19 protein-coding genes and 1 pseudogene are annotated in these 21,100 nt (G+C 62.2%); 14 read left to right on the top strand and 6 right to left on the bottom strand.

The genetic code is table 11. From position 1 onward, the window contains the following. Position 1: 1 nt before the first annotated feature. Positions 2 to 1,135, bottom strand: a complete 1,134-nt coding sequence (locus tag BLW25_RS21100) for an aromatic ring-hydroxylating oxygenase subunit alpha (RefSeq protein ID WP_092903853.1) — start codon at positions 1,133 to 1,135, stop codon at positions 2 to 4. A gap of 347 nt (positions 1,136 to 1,482) precedes the next feature. On the opposite strand from BLW25_RS21100, the gene BLW25_RS21095 reads away from it, so the two are divergent. The 6 genes from BLW25_RS21095 to BLW25_RS21070 all read left to right on the top strand — a co-directional run bounded on the left by BLW25_RS21095 (position 1,483) and on the right by BLW25_RS21070 (position 7,226). Next, positions 1,483 to 2,577: an Ldh family oxidoreductase gene (locus BLW25_RS21095; RefSeq protein ID WP_092903851.1), complete on the top strand. Its 1,095-nt coding sequence runs from the start codon at positions 1,483 to 1,485 to the stop codon at positions 2,575 to 2,577. Further along, on the top strand, positions 2,574 to 3,863 hold the full coding sequence (locus tag BLW25_RS21090; protein ID WP_092903849.1) for a Zn-dependent hydrolase: 1,290 nt from the start codon (positions 2,574 to 2,576) through the stop codon (positions 3,861 to 3,863). Before BLW25_RS21095 ends, BLW25_RS21090 begins: the two co-directional genes overlap by 4 nt. A 35-nt stretch (positions 3,864 to 3,898) precedes the next feature. Next, positions 3,899 to 4,222: a hypothetical protein gene (locus BLW25_RS21085; RefSeq protein ID WP_092903846.1), complete on the top strand. Its 324-nt coding sequence runs from the start codon at positions 3,899 to 3,901 to the stop codon at positions 4,220 to 4,222. Further along, on the top strand, positions 4,219 to 5,172 hold the full coding sequence (locus BLW25_RS21080) for a PDR/VanB family oxidoreductase (protein WP_092903844.1): 954 nt from the start codon (positions 4,219 to 4,221) through the stop codon (positions 5,170 to 5,172). The genes BLW25_RS21085 and BLW25_RS21080 overlap by 4 nt, the downstream gene beginning before the upstream one ends. 34 nt (positions 5,173 to 5,206) lie before the next feature. Further along, positions 5,207 to 6,295, top strand: coding sequence for a dihydroorotase (gene pyrC / locus BLW25_RS21075; protein WP_092903842.1), 1,089 nt, complete (start codon positions 5,207 to 5,209; stop codon positions 6,293 to 6,295). Between the two features lie 79 nt (positions 6,296 to 6,374). Beyond that, a complete protein-coding gene (locus BLW25_RS21070; RefSeq protein WP_092903840.1) occupies positions 6,375 to 7,226 on the top strand; it encodes an EamA family transporter in 852 nt (283 codons plus the stop codon). A gap of 491 nt (positions 7,227 to 7,717) precedes the next feature. Here the strand turns inward: BLW25_RS21070 and BLW25_RS25110 are convergent. Next, positions 7,718 to 7,888 (bottom strand): annotated as a pseudogene (locus BLW25_RS25110) (transposase); the annotation flags it as partial. A 202-nt stretch (positions 7,889 to 8,090) separates the two neighbouring features. Between BLW25_RS25110 and BLW25_RS21060 the strand changes: the two are divergent. Both BLW25_RS21060 and BLW25_RS21055 read left to right on the top strand, forming a co-directional pair. Continuing rightward, entirely contained in the window at positions 8,091 to 8,996 is a 906-nt protein-coding gene (locus tag BLW25_RS21060; protein WP_092903838.1) for an isocitrate lyase/PEP mutase family protein, read from the top strand. Positions 8,997 to 9,018: 22 nt separating this feature from the next. Further along, positions 9,019 to 9,651, top strand: coding sequence for a GntR family transcriptional regulator (locus tag BLW25_RS21055; protein WP_092903836.1), 633 nt, complete (start codon positions 9,019 to 9,021; stop codon positions 9,649 to 9,651). An 8-nt stretch (positions 9,652 to 9,659) separates the two neighbouring features. On the opposite strand, the gene BLW25_RS24540 is transcribed toward BLW25_RS21055, so the two are convergent. Then, a complete protein-coding gene (locus BLW25_RS24540; RefSeq protein WP_171909691.1) occupies positions 9,660 to 9,809 on the bottom strand; it encodes a hypothetical protein in 150 nt (49 codons plus the stop codon). Between the two features lie 96 nt (positions 9,810 to 9,905). Here BLW25_RS24540 and BLW25_RS21050 point away from each other — a divergent pair, with 96 nt between their 5' ends. From BLW25_RS21050 to BLW25_RS21020, 6 genes are all read left to right on the top strand, one after another. Beyond that, entirely contained in the window at positions 9,906 to 11,141 is a 1,236-nt protein-coding gene (locus BLW25_RS21050) for an FAD-dependent oxidoreductase (RefSeq protein WP_092903834.1), read from the top strand. Then, positions 11,138 to 11,878 (top strand): maleate cis-trans isomerase family protein, encoded by a 741-nt coding sequence (locus BLW25_RS21045; protein WP_092903832.1) that lies wholly within the window; start codon positions 11,138 to 11,140, stop codon positions 11,876 to 11,878. Before BLW25_RS21050 ends, BLW25_RS21045 begins: the two co-directional genes overlap by 4 nt. An 82-nt stretch (positions 11,879 to 11,960) precedes the next feature. Next, positions 11,961 to 12,761 (top strand): GntR family transcriptional regulator, encoded by an 801-nt coding sequence (locus BLW25_RS21040; protein ID WP_216279458.1) that lies wholly within the window; start codon positions 11,961 to 11,963, stop codon positions 12,759 to 12,761. Between the two features lie 301 nt (positions 12,762 to 13,062). Next, positions 13,063 to 15,684 carry an aconitate hydratase AcnA gene (gene acnA / locus BLW25_RS21030; protein WP_092903826.1) on the top strand — a complete coding sequence of 874 codons (2,622 nt, stop codon included), beginning with the start codon at positions 13,063 to 13,065 and terminating at the stop codon, positions 15,682 to 15,684. A gap of 7 nt (positions 15,685 to 15,691) precedes the next feature. Then, positions 15,692 to 17,059: a dihydroorotase gene (locus tag BLW25_RS21025; protein WP_092903824.1), complete on the top strand. Its 1,368-nt coding sequence runs from the start codon at positions 15,692 to 15,694 to the stop codon at positions 17,057 to 17,059. 1 nt (position 17,060) lies between these two features. Further along, positions 17,061 to 17,774: an isochorismatase family protein gene (locus tag BLW25_RS21020; RefSeq protein ID WP_092903822.1), complete on the top strand. Its 714-nt coding sequence runs from the start codon at positions 17,061 to 17,063 to the stop codon at positions 17,772 to 17,774. 86 nt (positions 17,775 to 17,860) lie between these two features. Here the strand turns inward: BLW25_RS21020 and BLW25_RS21015 are convergent, their stop codons facing one another. Genes BLW25_RS21015 through BLW25_RS21005 form a run of 3 tightly spaced genes read right to left on the bottom strand, consistent with a single transcriptional unit; the run spans position 17,861 to position 21,097 of the window. Then, positions 17,861 to 19,168, bottom strand: a complete 1,308-nt coding sequence (locus tag BLW25_RS21015) for an aspartate aminotransferase family protein (protein ID WP_092903820.1) — start codon at positions 19,166 to 19,168, stop codon at positions 17,861 to 17,863. After that, a complete protein-coding gene (locus tag BLW25_RS21010) occupies positions 19,169 to 20,278 on the bottom strand; it encodes an ABC transporter ATP-binding protein (protein WP_092903818.1) in 1,110 nt (369 codons plus the stop codon). Between the two features lie 39 nt (positions 20,279 to 20,317). After that, positions 20,318 to 21,097, bottom strand: coding sequence for an ABC transporter permease (locus BLW25_RS21005; protein WP_092903816.1), 780 nt, complete (start codon positions 21,095 to 21,097; stop codon positions 20,318 to 20,320). Positions 21,098 to 21,100: the final 3 nt, after the last annotated feature.

Raw genomic sequence — 21,100 nt, 5'->3', positions numbered from 1 at the left:
ATCAGGCGTCACATTTAGACAGGATATAATTCGCAAATTCGAAATTCGGACGTTCAAGATGCGACAGATGCCCTGGCTGCGTCAGGCCGCCGACAAGACCGCGATAAACCTTTTCGGTGCAGCCTTTGTCTTCGGCATTCACATCATCGATCAGAACTTTAAGCGCCGCGAAGTGCTTCTCGGAGTCCGGGTCCTCCAGAAATTCCGGCGCAAGCCCGCCGCCATAGGTCACCTCAACCTCTCCCGGTGCTCTGGGATAGAGTGAGAGATACCAGAAATAGCCCGGCGAGAGCGAGATGAAGAGGCCAGGATAAACGGTGATGATATAGGTCTTGCGCCGCTCCTCTCCGGTCAGGCGGGTGTTGTTCGGATGCGCAAGTGCCAGATATTGCTCGTCGCTTTTCAGCGCGCAGTGGTAATTGAAAGTCGGCGTCCCGCTGGGGCATTCCACTTCAGCCAGGTCGACCTGCGACCCGATCGTGTTCCGGTGGCAGACCGGCACATGGTAGCTTTCCATGAAATTCTCGGCCAGCACCTTCCAGTTGGTGTTCCAGCGCAGGGTCTCACGGAAGGATTCGACATAGTTTTCCATGCCGTAATGCCCGACCAGTCGACCCAGATCGGCAAGCTTTTCGGACGCCGGCGGCACGTCCTTATCAATGCTGACCATGATCCATCCCAGCCATTCCTCACAGCGGAAGGCGGGCAGTTTGTAATCATGTTTGCAGAAGGCCTCGTTCAGCGTCATGCCCGGCGCCGCTCGCATCGTCCCGTCGAGATTATAGGTCCAGGCGTGATAGGGGCAGACAATGGCGCGCGTGTTGCCCGACCCCTGCAACAGGGTCGACATCCGGTGCAGGCAGACATTCGACATCGCGCGCAGATTCTTTTCGGCGTCGCGCAAGACCACGATCGGATAGCCTGCGATCTCCATCGTGAGGTAATCACCAGGTTTCGACAGGCTCGAGGCCCGCCCGGCGCAAAGCCATTCCTTCGAGAAGATCTTGTCGATTTCGACTTCCAGAAACTCCTGCGAGGTGTAAACATTGCGGGGCATCGCACGGGCCTGGTTGAAAGGCACTGCCACATTGGCGCGCAGCTCTCCCAGGGCGTCGATCCGCTCGAATTTGGTCATTCTGGCTTTCCTCCGTGAAGCTTGTTTTGGCAGAGAGGGCATTGTGCCGCAAAAATCTGCGATTCGTCCGGCTCAGCATCCCAGACAAGGCATCACCAAAAAATCCACATGCTTCACGCATTCAGTTTGGTGAAATCAAAACAATCCTCCCCCACATTTTATGCAATATTGTCGTGTATTTAATAGAAAAAATGCGACATTCCGGCCGGATTCTCAGAGGATGGGCTCTCTTGTTCTTCCGAAATTACTTTATTAGTCATCAAACTATACACGTCATAATTAGCGATTTTATCAGAGTGAATCAGCGCCGATCCTGAGGGTCCACATCCCCTGGCAGGAGCCCGGCCATGCGCATCCCAGTTCACCACCTTCAAGACCTCTATGACGGGCTGGCGCGCGCCCATGGTGCCGGGGATGAAGAGGCGCGGCTCTTCGCGGAAAGCCTGCTGGAAGCCGATCTTCGGGCGCATCAGACCCAGGGCATCGCGCTTGTGCCCTATATGGACGAACTCTTCGAGGCCAGGCATGCCCGCTTCGGTGCCGCATTCGAGGTGATTCGCGAAAGCAGCGCATCGGCGCTGATCGACGGACATGGCGGATCGGGTCACGTCGCCGCAGCGAAAGCCATGGATCTGGCCATCGAAAAGGCGCGCATCTGTGGCGTCGGGCTGGTCACCGTGCGCAATTCCGGCGATTGCGGCATGGTTGCCAGCTATTCACTGCGCGCCGTTGAACAGGGCATGATCGGTCTCTCGATGAGCACCGGCCCGCTGCTGGTGGCGCCCTGGGGCGGGCGCGATGTCAAATTCTGCACCAACCCTTTCTCGATCGCCGTCCCGGCCGGTGAGGAAGACCCGATCGTTGTCGATATGGCGACCAGCGCCTCCTCGATGGGCAAAGTCGTGCTGGCGGCGCGTGACGGACAGCGCCTTGAAGGGGCCTGGCTCGTCGATCCCGAGGGCAATTATACCGATGACCCCGCGCGGGTGATCCTGGACGCGATGGATCGGGAATCGCCCCTGAACGGCGCGCTCCTGCCCGCCGGTGCCAGAGGCTTCGGCATGCTGCTGATGGTCGAGATGCTGGCAGCCCTGCTGAGCGGCGAGCGCGACTGGCAGGAGGACGGGGCAGGCGAAGTCGCCACTGCGGTCAATACACTCGACCGGCCCGCCTATTATGCGCAGACGCTGATCGCGATTTCCGTCGAGCATTTTCAGGATCCCGCCGCTTTTGCCGCCTCGGCCGAACGGATGGTCCGGGTGCTGACCGCCATGACCCCGGCAAAGGGATTTGCTTCGGTCCGCCTGCCAGGCGGCGGTGCCGGAAAGCGGCGCAGCGCCTGGCTGCGCGATGGCGTGGAACTGCGGGCAGAAGAATGGGACATGGCAATGGCCGTAGCTGAAAAGCGCGGCTTTGCCGATAAGCTGCGGGATATCGCATGACGCGCGCCCAAAGAAAGAACGGCTTTGCCGTGGCGGATCTTGCTGCATTGGCCACAACGGTCTTCGCCGATATCAGAGCGTTTTCGCGCGACGGGGCAGGGGTCAGCCGACCGGCCTTTTCTGACATCGAAACCCGCACGCTCGATTACCTCTCGGATATTGCCAGGGAACAAGGGCTTGAGGTTCAACAGGACGCCGCTGGCAACCGCGTATTCAGCCTGCCCGGCGATAACGGCTCAGAAAGCGCAATCCTGATCGGCTCGCATGTCGATACGGTGCCGGAAGGCGGCAATTACGACGGCCTGGCCGGAGTGGTTGCGGGCCTTCTGGTCCTGGTTGAAGCACGTCAAAGCGGCCGGACTTTTCGGGCGCCGGTGCGTTGCATCGCGATGCGCGCCGAAGAAAGCGCCTGGTTCGGGGCCTGTTACATCGGCTCACGGACGCTGACCGGGCAATTGGGAACCGCCGAACTGAACGCGCCGCATCGTGGTGACGGCCGGCCGCTCAGGGCCCATATGCGCGCCATCGGTATCGAGACCGACGCCGTCGAGGCCGGGCAGCCGCTGACCGATCTGTCGCGCATCCGCGAATATCTTGAACTGCATATCGAACAGGGGCCGCTTCTTGCCGAGCGCGGTCTTCCGGTCGCAGTGGTGACGGGGATCCGCGGCAATATCCGCTACCGCGCGGTTCGCTGCATTGGCGAGGCGGGCCATTCCGGTGCCGTGCCGCGCGACTATCGCCATGATCCGGTTCTGGCCATGGCCGAACTCCTGACCGATCTCGATCACGAATGGGACAGAGTTCTGGAAGCCGAAGGAGATCTGGTGCTGACCAGCGGCATCGTGGCGACCGATCCCGCGCGCCATGCCATGGCCCGTATCGCGGATGATGTCATCTTCAGCCTCGACATCCGTTCAAGGGATATCGCCACCCTTGATGCGATGCGCGCCTTCCTCGCACAGCGGATCGCCGGGATTTCGGCGCGCCGACGCGTCACCTTTGAAACCGGCCCCGAGGTCCCCGCAGCCCCTGCCCTGATGGCGCCGCAGATCACCGCAGGACTTTGCAAGGCGGCGCAATCGCTTGGTCAGCAGGGCTTTACCATGGCCTCCGGCGCGGGCCATGACGCGGCCATCTTTGCGCAGGCCGGTATTCCGGCCGGGATGGTTTTCGTGCGCAACCATAATGGGTCTCACAACCCGCATGAGGCGATGGAGATCGCGGATATGCTGGTCGGCGTACAGATCCTCTCGACCTATCTGCAAGCCCCCACCAGCCTGTAAACCCCGCGCGACATCTTGCTCCCGAAAGGATGAATATGTTCACTGAGATCACCGAAACCTTCAGCGAGCTGGGGCGCGGCGTTCATGGCTACAAGGCGATCAGCCGTATTGCCTGGGCAAAAGCCGGGGACCGGCAGAACCATGCCGCCACCTGGGCCTTCCTTGCATTGCTGGCCGATGATTTCGTGGAGCGTTGCGAAAGGATGCCGGTTTCAAGCCAGGAATTGCAGGACAGCTTTGACGCCTTTTTGCGCCATGTTGCGGCGTTCAACGCGGCAAACAGCGATGCGGCGACCCTGCTGGCAAGCCTTGATGCTGCCGCGCGCGAACTGGCCAACCGCAAGAGCCTTGCATCATGAACCTCGGGCAAACGCTTTTGATTGCCCGGCGTCGGACAGAGGGCGATACCGCCCTGGTTGATCTGGTTGCGCCCGACGGGGCGCCGCTTCCCGCCTGGCAGGCGGGCGCGCATATCGATGTCGGCATCGGGCCGGATCTGATCCGCCAATACTCACTTTGCGGCGACCCCGCCGACCGAAGCCGCTATCGGCTGGGCATCCTGCGCGATCCGGCCTCACGCGGGGGATCGGTGCGGGCACATGAGCTGTTCCAGGAAGGCAGCAGCATCAGGACCGGGGTGCCGCGCAACCTGTTCCCCCTCCATATCGGCCAGCGCGAAACGCTTCTGATCGGCGGTGGCATCGGCATCACACCGCTGCTGGCAATGGCGCATGATCTGCACCGCGCGGGCCATGCCTTCCGCCTGCACTACTGCATCCGCAGCCGCAGCCGGGCTGCCTTTCTGACAGAGCTGGCGGCTTTGCCCTTTGCGGATCGGGTCAGCATCCATGCCGATGACGGCGCAGCGGATCAGCGCTTTGATCCTGTCCGTGATCTGCCTGCGCCCGAGCCCGGGATCGAGGTGCATTTCTGCGGCCCGAACGGTTTCATGACCTGGCTGGAGGCGCAATGTCTGGCGCGGCGTTATAGTGCCCCAAACCTGCATCAGGAACATTTCTCAGCCGAAATCGACACATCGGGCGGCGGCTTTACGGTCGAGCTCGCCCAGAGCGGACTGGTGCTGCAGGTTGGCGAGAGCCAGACAATCCTGCAAACGCTGCGCGGGGCCGGGATCAGGGTCGAAACCATGTGCCAGCAAGGCATCTGTGGCACCTGCCTGACCGGCGTTCTCGACGGTGTTCCCGATCACCGGGACAGTTTTCTGACCGATGAAGAGCGGGCCGGGAATGCGCTGATCGCCGTTTGCTGCTCTCGCTCAAAAACCGAGCGGCTGGTTCTGGATCTCTGACCCCCTTCACCCCGCGCCGAAGAGGCTGCCCCCAATGACTCTGGACTCGCCTGCCGCCCCCAGCACGCCTGCTGACACTCCGTCACCCCGGCGACAAATAACCATCCGCCGCCCCGATGACTGGCATATCCATCTGCGCGACGGCGAGATTTTGCGAAAGGTTCTGCCCCTTACCGCGATGCAATTCGCCCGCGGCATCGTCATGCCCAACCTTTCACCGCCGGTGACCACGGTTGAAGCCGCCCTCGCCTATCGCGCGCGCATTCTTGCCGCATTGCCGGCGGGGGCGGATTTCGTACCGCTGATGACCTGCTATCTGACCGATACGACGACCCCAGAGGAAATCGAGCGGGGCTTTTCGGAACGGGCCTGGATCGCTGCGAAACTCTATCCGGCCGGTGCGACCACCAATGCCCATCACGGCGTGACCGATCTGAACCGGCTTGCCCCCGTTCTGGAGCGGATGGAGCGGATCGGCATGCCACTGCTGACCCATGGCGAATCCACCGATCCCACCGTGGACATATTCGACCGCGAGGCGCGCTTCATGGAGGAAAGCCTTGTGCCGCTTCTGGCCCGGCATCAGGGGCTAAAGATCGTTGCCGAACATGTGACCACCGCCGAGGCGCTGGATGTGGTGCGAGCCCATGCGCCGCGCATGGGAGCCACGATCACGCCCCATCACCTGATGATAAACCGCAGCGCCATGTTCCAGGGCGGGCTGCGTCCGCATCACTATTGCCTGCCCGTAGCCAAGCGCGAACATCACCGTCTGGCCTTGCGCAAAGCAGCAACCGGCGGCGAGACCTGCTTCTTTCTGGGTACGGACACCGCACCGCATCCGCGCCGCGCCAAGGAAGCCGCCTGCGGTTGCGCCGGCATCTTTCATGGCGCGATTGCCCTGCAATGCTATGCCCAGGTCTTTGCCGAAGAGGGTGCCCTTGACCGGCTGGAGGCTTTTGCCGCGTTCAACGGTGCGCGCTTTCACGGCCTCGCCCCCAATGAGGGGTCCGTGACCCTGGCCGAGCTTCCGGCAGATCCGCCGCAGCCGCTTGATCTGGGGGAAGACGAGATTGTCGTCTTTCGCGAAGGGGAAACCCTGCCCTGGTCCATCCTCCGCTGACAGCGGATTCAGCACCCGGTACGCGGCTGTCAGCCAGGCTGCCGCCTGTGACGGCCCATTTTCTGCGGGGAATACCATCATGTCCGTCAGCCAGTCGCGGTCGCGGGCCGTTCTGCCCTATCTGGCCCTTGTCGCAGCCTTCGTGATGTTGCCCCTCGGAACCGCATTTTCAAAGCAGCTCTTTCCGCTGGTTGGTGCGGCGGGAACCGCCTTCTACCGCGTGGGCTTTGCTGCGTTTATCCTGCTGCTGCTCTGGCGTCCGTGGCGCAGGGCCTGGAGCAGGCAGGAATTGTTATCTATGGTGGCCTATGGCGGCGCGCTGAGCGGCATGACGCTGTGTTTTTTCATGGCCTTACGTACCCTGCCACTCGGCATAACACTGGCGATCGAGCTTCTCGGGCCGCTCGCAATGTCGGCCCTCTACGCGCGCAGCCTGCGAAACCTGCTCTCGGTTTGCCTCGCCCTGGGAGGGGTCGGGCTGCTGCTGCCGATCCGACAGGATATCAACAGCCTGGATCCGATCGGAGTAGGGTTTGCATTGGCGGCGGGGGCATTCTGGGCGCTTTACATCATCTGCGGCGCGCGCGCGGCACAGGTGCATCCCGGCCATGCAGTCAGCCTTGGCCTTTGCTTTGCTGCGCTCATCATCGCACCTTTCGGCATCAGTTCGGCCGGGGTCAGTCTCCTGATGCCATCCTCGATCCTGTTGGGGCTGGTGGCGGCAGCGATTTCGGCCGTCATCCCCTATTCACTGGAAATGGTCGCCCTGCGCAGCATCCCCAAACCCGTTTTCGGTGTTCTTCTGGCGGCAGAGCCAGCCATGGGATCCCTGATCGGTGCGCTCTGGTTGCTGGAGGCGCTCAGCCTCAGCCAAATAACGGCCATCGTACTGATCGTTCTGGCGGGTATCGGAGCGGTATCGAGAACTTAGACCCGCCTCACAATTGTTCGAGGCAGTGCTGTCGTAAAGGATCCGGGTGCTTTATTTCCCAGCGACGACGCCAGGGCAACCGGATCTGATCTGTGCGGGCCTTCGAAGACCAGCTTTCCGAGCCGGTCCGGGGCGCGTCTTGCCTGCCGCCCCGAGAGGTGCGGGTGCCTCCCGAATTGGTCAAGGCCATAGAGCAATTCAGGTGATGCTTGAGCCGGGCAGAACGGATCAGCGACCAGTGGAAAGTCATGACTTCATGCCACTGACGCCTTAGCCTGTTCTGATTACCAGGCGCTTTCCTCCTGGGTCCAGTATCTGATCCCAGCCTCGGCCATATCGCAGTCCTGGACCGGTGTTCCCAAGGAAGTGCCGATACCGCCCACAATCCCGCGTTGCCAGATGACCTGCAGCCCCCCGCCAATGGCAGGGCATCCTTCCATTCCGAAGAAGGATCGCGCCAGCAAACCCTGTGGGATCAAACATCCTGACCCCTTCAGCCGCTTTGCCTCGCTGATATCCATACCGCCATAATTGGCCTTCCACGTGCAGATGGTGGCATCGCTGACGCCGTGCCTCCGGCACAGATCGACGACGGAAACCCAGGCTTCCTGCACCCTCAGAATGCCGATGATCTGGGCTTCGGCAACCCTGCTGCGCTTCATCTCTGGTCCTCTCGATTGGGCCAGAGCCGAGGTCAAACCGGATTGGCCGCAGGGGGTAAGGTCACCTCATGGTCAGCGCAGAAGGCGCCAAAAAGGCACGGGGCCAGGCATAAGGCGGCAGGCTGCATTCAAAGTGTTGACACTTTTCTGCTGCTCCACAATGTTGCCAGCCAACGAACTCGATCAGTGGTAAGGGAAGAAAATGGTCACTAAGGCGCGTGTTTTCAGGGAGCTTCTGAAGTCAGAGCCCATCCTCGTCTCTCCAGGCGTCTTCGATGGATATTCCGCAAAGCTGGTCGAGCAGATGGGCTATAAGACCGCCTGCACCACCGGCGCGGGCCTCGCCAATGCGCGGCTCGGTGTGCCCGATACGGGCATCATGAGCCTGACGGACAATCTCGAAGCGGTACGCATTCTTGCCCGCTCGATCACGATCCCGCTGATGGCCGATGCCGATACGGGCTATGGAAACCCGGTCACCGTCTTCCATGTCGCGAAGCTCTTTGAGGAAGCCGGCGTTGTCGGCATCAACATCGAAGATCAGGTCAGCCCGAAGCGATGCGGCCATATGGCAGGCAAGGATGTGATCGATGCGCGCGAGATGGCACGCAAGATCGAGGCCGCCTGCAATGCCCGCAGGGATGATGATTTCGTTATCCTCGCCCGCACGGATGCGATTGCCGTCGAGGGGCTGGATGAGGCGATCCGCCGGGCGCAGCTTTATGTAAAGGCGGGGGCGGATCTGATCTTTGCCGATGCGATCAAGGGAGAGGACCAGATCCGCCGCCTGGTCGAATCGGTGGATGTGCCGGTTTCGGTCAATATGGGCTTTGGCCTCCGTTCACGCCCGACGACACCGCTGATTCCGGTGGCGCGGCTGGCAGAGCTTGGGGTGAAGCGCGTAACCCTGCCCCGGATGCTGCCTGCGGCGGCCGTGCTGGCCATGCGGCGGGCGCTGGTGGCGATGAAGGATTCGCTCGACAGCTTTGAGCCGACAGAACGACCGGACCTGCTCACCGATATTGATGATTTGTGGGATCTGATGGGCGAGAATGATGTTGCCGGTCTGGAAGCGCGCTATATGGACCTTGACGGGGTCACATACTGACCACGACCCGGACTGAGGCCATATGACAGAGCCAGAACCGAAAGCAGCGGCGCTTGGCGACCGGGTGTTCCATGCTCTTCTGGAGCAGATCCATTCCGGCGCCATTCCTCCCGGCACCGAAATCCGCGAAGCGCGGATTGCGGCCGAAATGGGCGTCAGCCGAGGCCCGGTACGGGAGGCGGTGCGCCGCCTTCAGGGCCTCGAACTGATCACCCGCGAATCCTGGCAAAGGGCGCGGGTGGTCCGGCTGTCGCGTGCGGCTATGATTGATCTCTTCCAGCTGCGCGAAGCGCTGGAAGGCTGCGCCGCCCGGCTTGCGGCGGAACGGATGCAGCCTGCATCTGCGCAGGCGCTGCTTGCGCAGTTTGAGCCGCTGATTGATGGCCCGGATCTGGATTTTCATGAGCTGGTCGCAGTTTCCAGCGGCAATGAACGGCTGGTGCGCACGCTTTGCGGCGACCTTTATCACCTGCTCAAGCTCTATCGCCGCCAATCCGGCGCGGTGCCAGAGCGCAAATCCCAGGCCGCTGCCGAGCATCGCGCCATTGCCGCCGCGATTGCCGCCGGAGACGGGGACCAGGCCGAAGCCCTGATGCGGGCCCATATCCGCCTGGCGCTGGATCAGCTGCGCGCTTTGCCGGAAGGCGGAGCCTGAGGCCTGTTTCATTTCGGCTTGCCTCTGGTCCGGAAACGGCCCCTGTCCTGTTCGTTGCTGATCTGTGCCTTGCCGCGTTCCGCCGGAACGGCGTTCAGACGTTCGGCGGCAAGATCAGCCCAAAGCGCGATGGCCTGGAGTGAGACATCACACCACATCAAATGTATCTTGTATGAGACATAAAGCTATGCGATAGGACTATCCGGAGCCTTGGCTGTCCGTTTGCCCGAAACCACAAGACTGAGGAGAGTCGGATGGCCGATGCTGCACGAGTAACGGTGATCGGAGCCGGGCCGGTAGGGCTGGCGATTGCGGTCGTGCTCAGCCGCCGTGGCACAGATTGCCTTCTGCTCGAAAAGCGCGCCGGGCTCAGCACCGCATCAAAAGCGTCGACCTTCCACCCGCCGACGCTGGAAATCTTTGAAAAATTCGGGGTTCTCGGGCCAATGCTCGAGAAAGGGCGCAAGGCGACCCATATCCAGTATCGCGATCCCGACGGTGTTTTTGCCGAATTCGATCACGCTTTGCTGGAGGCCGACACTCCCTATCCTTTCCGCCTGCATCTGGAGCAATCGGCGATCACGCCGTTGATGGCGGATATCGTGCGCGGCTCGGGCCATGGTGAGATCCGCTTCGGTGCGGAGCTGCAAAGTCTTGAAACACTGGAAGACGGGGTGCGCGTCGGCTGGTCTGACGCGGATGGCGCCGTTCATCATCATGACAGTGACTTCGTGGTGGGGGCCGATGGCGCCAGCAGCACGGTGCGCGATCTTCTGGGTCTGGAGCTGGAGGGTATCCACTATCCGGGCCGGGTGCTCAGACTTGTTAGCACCGACCCGATTGAAGACTACCTCCCCGGGATCGGTCAGATCAGCTATATTTTCGACCGTGACAACCGCTCGGTCAGCCTGCTGCAAATGCCCGATTGCTGGCGGCTTATCATCCGCCTGCCCGCCGGGTTTGACGAGGATGAAGTGGTCAGACCGGAATGGTACATGGCAGAGTTGCACCATTTCCTGCCGATGCTTCCCGAACGCCTCACTCTTCGCAGCCATGACATCTATGGCGCGCGGAAGATGCTGGCCTCCTGCCATGGCAATGACCGGGTTTTCCTGATTGGCGATGCGCTGCATCTGACCAATACACGCGGCGGCATGAATATGAACTGCGGCATCCATGATGCCTGGGTGCTGGGCCATGCGATTGCCGATGCGCTGGAAAGCGGCCAGCCGGGGCTTGCCGAAGCGGCAGCGATTGCAAGGCGACACGTCGCGGAAGAGGAGCTGCTGCCCCGCACCGACCGCAATGTCGCGGGCGGGCCAGGATGGCTTGACGAAGTGCGCCGCCGCGCCGCCAGCCCGGAAAACGCGCGGGAAATGCTGGTGCGAACCACCATGCTTGACATGGCACCGCCGCGCAACGCCCAGAACCTGCAGCCGGACGCCCGGAAGGCACCCGCACAGACCATCCAGCCGGAGACCGCAAAATGACCGTCGCAGCCGATCTTCTCGCCCCCGCCGCCCGTGTCGGCCTGATGGTGCCGCCCGCCAATCCGACAGTTGAACCCGAGCTGCGCTTCCTGCTTCCCGAAACCGTCGGGCTGCATGTGACCCGCTTCCCCGTACGCCCCGGAACGACGCTCGAAGAGCGCAACCAGGCCTATCTTGACCAGTATCCGCAGCGACTGGGCGATTTCGGCTCGATCACGCTGGCCGCGACAGCTATTGGCCTGACCGGCCCGTCCTACCGGCTGTTGCCCGAGGGCGATATCGCGCAATGTGAACGCCTTTCGACCCAGGCAGGTCATCCGGTCGCGACGGCCAGCCTCGCGATCCTGCGTGCGCTTGAGGCCCTGAAAGCAAAGCGGATCGCCCTGGTCTCGCCTTATCCCGCCTGGCTCACCGAAAAAGCCAGCGCCTTCTGGACGGCCTTTGGTTGCGAGGTGACCCAGATTGTCCCGATCTCGGAAGAGTTCCGCGCTTATGAGCTGACAACAGATGAGGTCGCGGCCGCCCTCGGCCGGGTAGATCACAGCGGCGCGGATGCCGTGGTGATGAGCGGCACCGGCATGATCACCGTGCCCGCCGGACTTGCGGTCTCTGGCCGCGGCCTGCCCTTCCTCTCGTCCAATCTCTGCACCGCATGGTGGTTGCTGAAGACGCTGAATGTGGCGCCGGGCGAGAACATGAAACGCACCGCCCCCGAGCTTGCGCAAACCATTGGCTGAACCGCCACACCAGACTGGACGCAAGCCCCTGTGCGGCCTATAGCTTCTGGTAACCCGGTGCAGGATCTACAGTAAAGCAATGATGACACAAGCCCGACAAAGCAGGGATTTGCAGGACATCATTCCGCTGTATTTCCGGATCTTCCTGGTGCTGGATCAGCAGATTCGCGCCGGAACCTGGGGCGAGGGCGAGGTCATGCCCTCCGAGCAGGAGCTTGCAGCTGAATATGGCGTCTCGCGGGTGACGGTGCGCAAGACCATGGCCCTTCTCGAAGAGGCCAATCTGATCACCCGCCATCGCGGTCGCGGCACCTTCGTCAATCCGGAGGTGCTGGACCGTGGCCCGGGAGACAGTATCAGTGGCTTCAAAGACAATATTCGGGAGTTTGAGGAAACCACGTCGGTTGAGCTGCATGAATTCGCCGAAGTCGATATTCCGAATGATCTGGCACGCGAAACCGGTCAGTCGCTGAACGGTCCCGCGCTCAGGATCCGGCGTACCCGTCGCCGCGGCGAAGTGCCGTTCTCACATTCCGTCGTCTATGTTTTCCCACCGGAATCGAACCTTCTTTCCGAAGAAACGCTTGGCAACCGCACAGTGGTTGCGGCCCTGGAAGAACAGGGTTTTGTCTTTTCCCATGCCGAACAGCGCCTGACTGCCGTTGCCGCTGATCCGGAGCTGGCCGGCCATCTTGGCATGGCCCCCGGCGCGCCGCTGATCTGCATGCGCCGCACGGTTTTCGACAGCACCGGGCGCCTCGTGGAATATCTGCGGATCTTCTACAATCCGGAACTGTTTGAATACCGGGTAAGCCTTTCGCGCGAACAGGGCGAAAGCCAGACGCCGCAATGGGTCCGGCGTGGCCAGGACTTCGCATCCTGACCGGCCCTTCCGCTTCTTCCTGACATCCCGCGAATTTCCGGTCTCAGCGGCAACCGGAAGCCCTGCCCTTGCGCCAGGCTGAGCCGCCACATTCGAAACCGAACAGATCTGCCAGGCTCCCCGACAGGGGCCTGAGCAATGCCAGACGATGTGCCCGGATTCTCTCCCTGTAATCCGGATGCTGCGCATCAGAAGCTGCGCCCTTCTCTTCAATCATATTTGTTTTATTGTATTCTTTATAATACAACTTTCTTGACAGTTTTCGCGATCTGCACCAGGATGGCGTCAGGAGAGCCGAGGCATGAGCATTACCCAGATTTCCGAGGACCGCGCCGATGGGCGACAGGCCTCTGTTGCAGCCGAACTGGCAAGGCTCGTCGCCACACGATCCGCACCCCTGCCCTATTCATTGCGGATCGTCCTTGAGAACCTGATCCGTAACAGCCAGGACGAGGAGCGCGCCCAGATCCTTGAGGTCGCCGCCTGGAGACCGGGGGCACCGGGTCTTGTGGTGCCTCTGGCGGTCGACCGGGTGGTGCTGCCCGATTCCAGCGGGTTGCCGGTGCTTATGGATTTCGCCGCCTTGCGGGATGCGCTTTTGCGGGAAGGCGGCGACCCGGCCCGCGCAGAGCCGCAGATCCAGTGCGACCTTGTGGTGGATCATTCGCTGATCGTCGATCAGGCCGGGCATCCGGGTGCGATGCAGCACAATCTGAAGATGGAATTTCGCCGTAACTCCGAGCGCTACACCGTCTTTCGCTGGGCGCAGCAGGCCTTTGAAAAGCTGCGGGTGATCCCGCCCGGCATGGGCATCATCCACCAGGTTCATCTGGAATATCTCGCGCGGGTCGTCACGGCAGACGGGCATCCGGAATTCGTGCTGGGCTGCGATTCCCACACCCCGATGATCAATGCGCTCGGCGTACTCGGCTGGGGCGTTGGCGGGATCGACGCCGAGGCCGCCCTTGTGGGCGAACGTTACCGCGTCACGATCCCGCGTGTCACCGGCGTGAGGCTGACCGGCGCATTGAGACCCGGTGTCACCACGACCGATCTGGTTCTGACGCTGACGCAGCACCTGCGCGCATTGAACGTCGTAGGGGCCTTTGTCGAATTTACCGGCCAGGGGCTTGATCACCTCGCGGTCCCTGAACGCGCGACCCTGTGCAATATGGCGCCGGAATATGGGGCGACCTGCGGCTATTTTCCGATCGACCGCCTGACCCTCGACTATCTGCGTCAGACGGGCCGCGACGAGGCTCATGTCGCTCAGGTCGAAACCGTTGCGCGCCGCCTCGGCCTGTTTCGCGACAACGGGGCGCCGGAGCCGGAATTTTCCGACCTGCTTGAGATTGATCTGTCCGAAATCGAGCCCTCGCTTGCGGGACCGCGCCGTCCGCAGGACAGGCTGGCCCTGTCACAGGTCGCGGACGCGTTTCGTGCGGGGCTTTCTCTCCCCGCATCGGCGGGCGGGTTCGAGGCCGGGCCGCATCCCGATCATGGCCGCCTGGCGATAGCGGCAATCACCTCCTGCACCAATACCTCCAACCCGACGCTGATGCTGGGCGCAGGGCTGCTGGCCCGTGCTGCGGTCGCGCGCGGGTTGAGAACCGCAAAAGGCGTGAAGACCTCGATGGCGCCGGGGTCGCGGGTCGCGCTCAGCTACCTCGGAGCGGCCGGGCTTCTCAAACCGCTGGATGAGCTGGGCTTTCATACAGTCGGCTTTGGCTGCACCACCTGTTCAGGCAAATCCGGCCCGATTGACCCCGACATCCAGCATCAGGTCAGCGCGGAGGGCATGGTCGCCACTGCTGTGCTGTCCGGCAACCGCAATTTCGAAGGCCGCACTCACAAGGCCGTCCAGGCCGCCTATCTCGCCTCGCCGCCGCTGGTTGTAGCCTATGCGCTGGCAGGACGTATCGACATTGACCTGACGCGTGAGCCGCTGGGCCATGATCAGGCGGGCAAGCCGGTTTTTCTCGCCGATATCTGGCCGGGCGAAGAGGAACTGGCGGCGCTGAGCGCAACGGCGCTCCGCCCGGAAGATTATCGTCAGAACTACGCGAAAATCGCACAGGGCACCGAGGAATGGCAGGCGCTGGAGACACCGGAGGGCCCGTTCTTCCACTGGGATAAGGCCTCCGCCTATATCTCCCGCCCGCCCTTCTTTGACGCGGATTTCCTGGAAACCCGCCGCACTGTTCCGGATCATCTCGACGCGGCCCGCGCGCTGGCGGTTTTTGGCGACAGCCTGACGACGGACCATGTGACCCCGTCGGGCGAGATCACCGCAGATACGCTTGCCGGTGAATACCTGGCCAGCCAGGGCGTGCCGGTCAGCGCCTTCAACGCCTATACGCAGCGGCGCGGCAATCATGAGGTTATGGCGCGGGCGACCTTTGCCAATCCGCGCATCCGCAACCGCCTTGTCCGCCGTCCGGGCGGCTGGACCCGCTACCTGCCCGATGACGCAGAGATGCCGATCCATACCGCCGCCCTGCGCTACCGCACAGCTTCGGTTCCGACGGTTATCCTCGCCGGGCGCGATTATGGCATGGGTTCCAGCCGCGACTGGGCAGCGAAAGGCCCGGCTTTGCTGGGGGTATCGCTGGTGATGGCACAAAATTATGAACGCATTCACCGCTCGAACCTGATCGGCATGGGGATCCTGCCCGCGCTGTTCCAGGAGGGCGAGAGCCATGAAAGCCTCGGACTGAGCGGTGAGGAGAGCTTTGCCATTGACGGCCTTCACGCGGCGATCAGGACCGGAGATCCGATCCGCGTCACCGCCACCGCGCCGGATGGTAGCGAGACCCGCTTCAGCCTGACCGCCGATCTTCACGGTGCCGATGAGCGGGCGTTGCTGGCCGCCGGTGGTATCTTCCCGCGGCTGTTTGACCGCCTGCTTGCCCCTGTCTCCTGAGGTTTCGATGCATTTTGACCTGATCCTGAAAAACGGAACCCTCGTGATCCCCGGCACCGGCCTTGTCGACGCCTCGGTCGCGGTCACCGGCGGGCGCATTGCCGCGCTGCTGGCGCCGGGCCAGATCGCAACGGCCGTCCGTGTGATCGACTGCAAGGGAAAACACGTCTTCCCCGGCGTGATCGACCCCCATACCCATATCGGCTTTGGCGCAAAAGAAGCTGACTTCCTGACCGAGAGCCGTTCCGCCGCGCTTGGCGGGGTGACCGGCATGATGACCTTTCACCGCTCGGACGATCTGGCGCTGTCGACCGGGCCGTGGCGCGAGGCGGGCGAAGCGCGCTCGATCATCGATTTCGGCTTTCATTTCGGGGTCACCAGCCGCGCCCATGTCGAGACGCTGGCAGAGAATGCGGCGCGGTTCGGGGTGACCTCGATCAAGGTCTATCTGATGTATAAAGGCGCCGCCGGGGCCGCCAAAGGCTTTGGCGAAGTCGATGACGCATTGCTGTTCCGCGCGCTGCAGGCCGGGGCAAAGATCCCTGGCGCCGTGGTGGGCGTGCATTGCGAGAATACCGAAGTCATTCCCGTCTTCCGCGAACCGCTGCGCGAGGCAGGGCGCGACGATCTTAAGGCCTGGGACGAACAGAGCCCCGGCTTTCTGGAAACCGAGAACGTCTTCCGCGTCTGCTGGTTTGGCGAGAAAACCGGCTGCCCGGTCAATATCGTGCATATGTCTGCGGCGGAGAGCCTCGACCTCGTGCGCCGTCTGCGCCGGCCCGGCAGAGCGCCGATCCATGTCGAGACCTGCGCGCATTACCTCTCGCTCTCGCATGACGATGCCAGCGGATCGCTCGCCAAGGTGAACCCGCCCCTGCGGTCGCAATCCGATATCGACGCGCTTTGGGAAGGGGTGCGGCTGGGCGAGATCAGCACCATCGGATCGGACCATGTGCCCCGCAAAGCCGCGACCAAAGAAGGCGGCATCTGGAATGCGAGCGCAGGTTTCCCCGGAATCGCGACGCTCTTGCCGGTATTGCTGGACGAGGGCTGGCACCGGCGCGGCGTCGGTCTGGACGTGCTGGCGGCGGCAACCAGCGCAAATGTGGCGGATCTTTACAATCTGGCGGGCCGCGGTCGTATCGCACCGGGCTACAGCGCCGATTTCGCAATTGTCGATCTTGATGGCGAGACGCTGGTCGATCCGGACCAGCTGGAATCGCATTCCGACTATACGCCCTGGGCCGGGCGCAAACTGAAAGGCGCGGTGACCGCAACCGTGCTGAAAGGGCGTCTGATTGCTGAGGGCGGCAAGATCCTGCCCGGCATCGAGGCCGGCGGCGAGTATATTTTCAGAACTGCAGGGAAAGCGTGAAATGACGGAACGGGTCTGGGATAAATTCCTCACCGAACATGACAAGGAAATCTACCAGCTCGCCGGATACGGCAAGCGCGGCGGATTTGGCAAACGGCCCGCCCTTTTCATCATCGACGTGCAGTATAATTTCTGTGGCGACGAACCTGGTGAATCGCAGATTGAAGGCGTGAAGAAATACCGCACCCATTGCGGCCCGGCGGGCTGGGAAGCGGTAAACCGGATCGAGCCGCTGCTGAAGATGGCGCGCGAAAAGAACCTGCCGGTGTTCTATACGCAGTCAGAGCGGCGCCCCGATATGCTCGACAGCGGTGTTCAGATCGGCAAGAACCATCGTGGGGGCGAGAAGACCTCCACCGAGGGCAGCCATGCGACCCAGACCGTCGCGCCACTTGCGCCGCAGCCGCAGGATATCCTGATCGGCAAGCGCAAACCCTCGGCCTTCTTCGGCACGCTCTTCATGAGCCACCTGAATTTCCTTGATGTCGATACGCTGATCATGACCGGCTGCACGACATCTGGCTGTCTGCGGGCAACCACGGTTGACGCTTATTCTTACAATTTCAAGGTGATCATACCGGAGGAAACCGCCTTCGACCGTTTCGAGGCGAGCCATGCGATCAACCTCTTCGACATGAACTGCAAATATGCTGATGTGATCCCCACCACCGAGGTGCTGGACTATATGAAGGGGCTGCCCCGCCGCGAGGCCTGACGGCTCAGCGTCCCGCACTTAAAACATGAAAGGCGGCCCAGATACGGGCCGCCTTTTGCTTCCTTGTTTCGCTGAAGGCAGGGCGGTCAGGCACTCCGCCCGGAGGCAAAGGCGATGGCCCTGGTAACAGCCGCTTTGGTGAGGGCAATATCCTCATCCGAATGCGTTGCCGAGAGATAGAGAAGCCCTCGCGCAATGGTCTGCACACCTGCAAGCAACAGCTCACCACAGAAGGCTGCGGTCGCGGCGCGGTCGATCCGCGGCAGATCGCCAAGGCCTGAGACCTGATCAATCCCGAGAAAGATCTGCAACGCAGAGCCGGTCCGCGCAACCGAAAGTGGCAGCCCCGCCTCGCGGGCAGTCTCGCGAATATGGGACTCCAGATCCGCGCCCTGCGCTTCCATGCGCGGGAATATCTCATCCTCGCGCGCGATCAGTTCGCGGATGCAGGCAACAGATGCCGCAACCGACACCGGATTGCCATTGAAGGTGCCACGATGCAGCATCCTGCCCGAGGCCACCGGCTCCATCGCAGCGCGGCTGCCGGCGACGGCGCTGATCGGGAACCCCGCCCCCATCGCCTTGCCGATCACCGAGAGATCAGGCGTCACCCCGACCAGCGCCTGCGCGCCACCGGTCCCCAGCCGGTAACCCGAAATCACCTCGTCGAAAATCAGCACCACGCCCTTTTCACGCGTCAGGTCGCGCAGCCCCTCAAGGTAGCCGGCCGGCGGCATGAAACAGCCGCCATTGATCGCAACAGGCTCGAGGATAACGGCGGCGAATGTGTCATCCAGCACCGCGCGCAGCTGGTCCAGATCACCCCAGTCCAGCACCGTGACCGAAGCCGCCGCAGCCGGGTCCTGGCCCAGCGTATCCGGCCCGTCATTGCCCGGCATACCCGCAATCTGGATCGAATCGAACCAGCCATGATAATTGCCGCGAAATTTCACGATCCGGGTGCGCCCGGTCGCAGCGCGTGCAATCCTCAGCGCCAGCTGGATTGCCTCGGAACCCGAGCTGGCAAAGGCGCTGACTTCAGCCGAGGGGAGCGTCTGTGCGATCAGCTCACCCAGCTCCGCCTCGCCCTGATGGATGGTCGCGGTCCTGAGCCCGAGATCCAGCGAAGACTTCACCGCCCCGATCACCCCTTGCGGACTGTGCCCGAGGATCAGCGGCCCGTAGCCAAGCGCGTAATCAATGAAACGTGCGCCGGATATATCCCACAAATGCGCCCCTTCGGCGCGGGCCACCACCAGAGGCGCCGGCAACTGGCGCCCTCTCGGGGTCGAGGAGCAGCCAAAGGCCACTGTCTTCAGCGCGCGGGCGCGGTGCTCACGGGCAGCGGTTACAAAAGCGGGCTCTGCCATGGTCAACTCGTTTCGAATGTTCATTTACCGAACCTTCTCATCTGCTGCGAAAGTCAGCGCGCGGATGGCTTTCCAGCTGATTGAGACATCATCGCCCGCTGCCGGGCGTTTCGTGCCAAGGCCACGCGGCACATAGGCGGTTATCGGGCCGATCCCTGCGACCTCCATCACCGCGCGGAAATGGTCGCCATGATAGATGACATCGCGGATATGGGCGGCGAAGCGGTTCGGGGCGCCCTCTTCCGCACCAAGCCGGATATGTTCGGGACGCACCAGCACCTGCACATCCTCGCCATCCGGCTGGGAGCCGGTCGCAGTTGTCAGGATTTCGGTGCCTGCCGCTGTCCGCACCGTCACGGTATCAGCATCCCTGCTGCTGACCTTGCCGGTGATGACGTTATTCTCGCCCATGAACCGGGCGACGAAAGCGGTCTGGGGCCGGTCATAGACCTCGTCCGGCGGGCCGATATGCTGAATGCGGCCCTCGTTGAAGATCGCCACCCGGTCCGACATGGTCAGCGCCTCGGACTGGTCATGCGTCACATAAAGCATGGTGAGGCCCAGCTTTTCATGCAGCTCGCGGATCTCAAGCTGCATATGTTCGCGCAGTTGCTTGTCAAGCGCGCCCAGCGGCTCATCCAGCAAGACCATCTTCGGCTCGAATACCAGAGCGCGCGCGAGGGCAACCCTTTGCTGCTGGCCGCCCGAAAGCTGCACCGGACGGCGATCTGCCACCTTGTCGAGCCGGATCATATCCAGCGCCCGGTTCACCCGCGCTTCGATCTCGTGCTTTGCGAATTTGTGCATCCGGAGCGGAAAGGCCAGGTTCTGCGCCACGGTCATATGCGGAAACAGCGCATAGTTCTGGAAGACCATGCCGAAATTGCGGGCATAGGTCGGGGTGTCATTGATGCGCTTGCCATCAAAGATCACCTCGCCCGAGGACGGTTTCTCAAAGCCCGCAAGCATCATCAGGGTGGTGGTCTTGCCCGATCCCGATGGTCCGAGCAGCGTCAGAAACTCGCCTTCGGCAATATCGAGATTCAGGTGATCGACCACCTGGACAGAGCCGTCATAGCTCTTGCACACATCGCGGAACCGGACGAACGGCTGAGAGGGGTCTTGCGAAGACATAGGCATTTCCTGACGGCTGTGGCCGGTGAGAACGAAGAACTAGCGGCGGATGCTTTCGCTGCGGGCGCGAACGATTTCCGCAACGATCAGCATGGCGGTTGAGAAGAGGATCATCAGCACCGCTGCCGCCGCGATGGTCGGGCTGAGCATTTCGCGCAGACCAGAGAACATCTGGCGCGGCAGGGTGATCTGTTCCGGCCCTGAGAGAAAGATCGCGATGATCAGCTCATCAAACGACGTGGCGAAAGCAAAGATCGCCCCGGCAATGACACCTGGCATGATCATCGGCAGCACCACCTCGACAAAGGCCGTGAAAGGGCCGGCGCCCAGCGACATTGCTGCGCGCAAAAGCGAGTTATCAAAGGTCTGGACGGCGGCCAGCACAGTGATCACCACATAGGGCGCGGCGATGATGGTATGGGCAATGATCAGACCCGTGCGCGAGTTGGTCAGCCCCACCGTGGCAAAGCCGAAGAACAACGATGAGGCGATGACGATGGTCGGCACCACCATCGGCAAAGACAGCGTTGCGATCACGATTTTCTTGCCACGGAACTCGGACATATGCAGGCCGAAGGCCGCCAGAGTGCCCAGCGTGCTGGCCAGGATCATGGTGGCGATCCCCACCACAAAGCTGTTCCATGTCGCCAGCAGCCAGCGCGGCGAATGGAAGAAATCCTCGTACCAGCGCAGCGACCAGCCCGGGGTCGGCAGCGTCAGCACCTCGCCCGAAGAAAAGGAAAGCGGGAAAATCACGAGGATCGGCAGCACCAGAAAGGCAAAGACGAGGATCGCGAAGATACGGATTGCAAGCATCATGGC

This window comes from Rhodobacter sp. 24-YEA-8 (assembly GCF_900105075.1).
In the GTDB taxonomy this organism is placed as follows: Bacteria; Pseudomonadota; Alphaproteobacteria; order Rhodobacterales; family Rhodobacteraceae; genus Pseudogemmobacter.
This window is presented reverse-complemented; position numbering and strand designations above follow the sequence as displayed.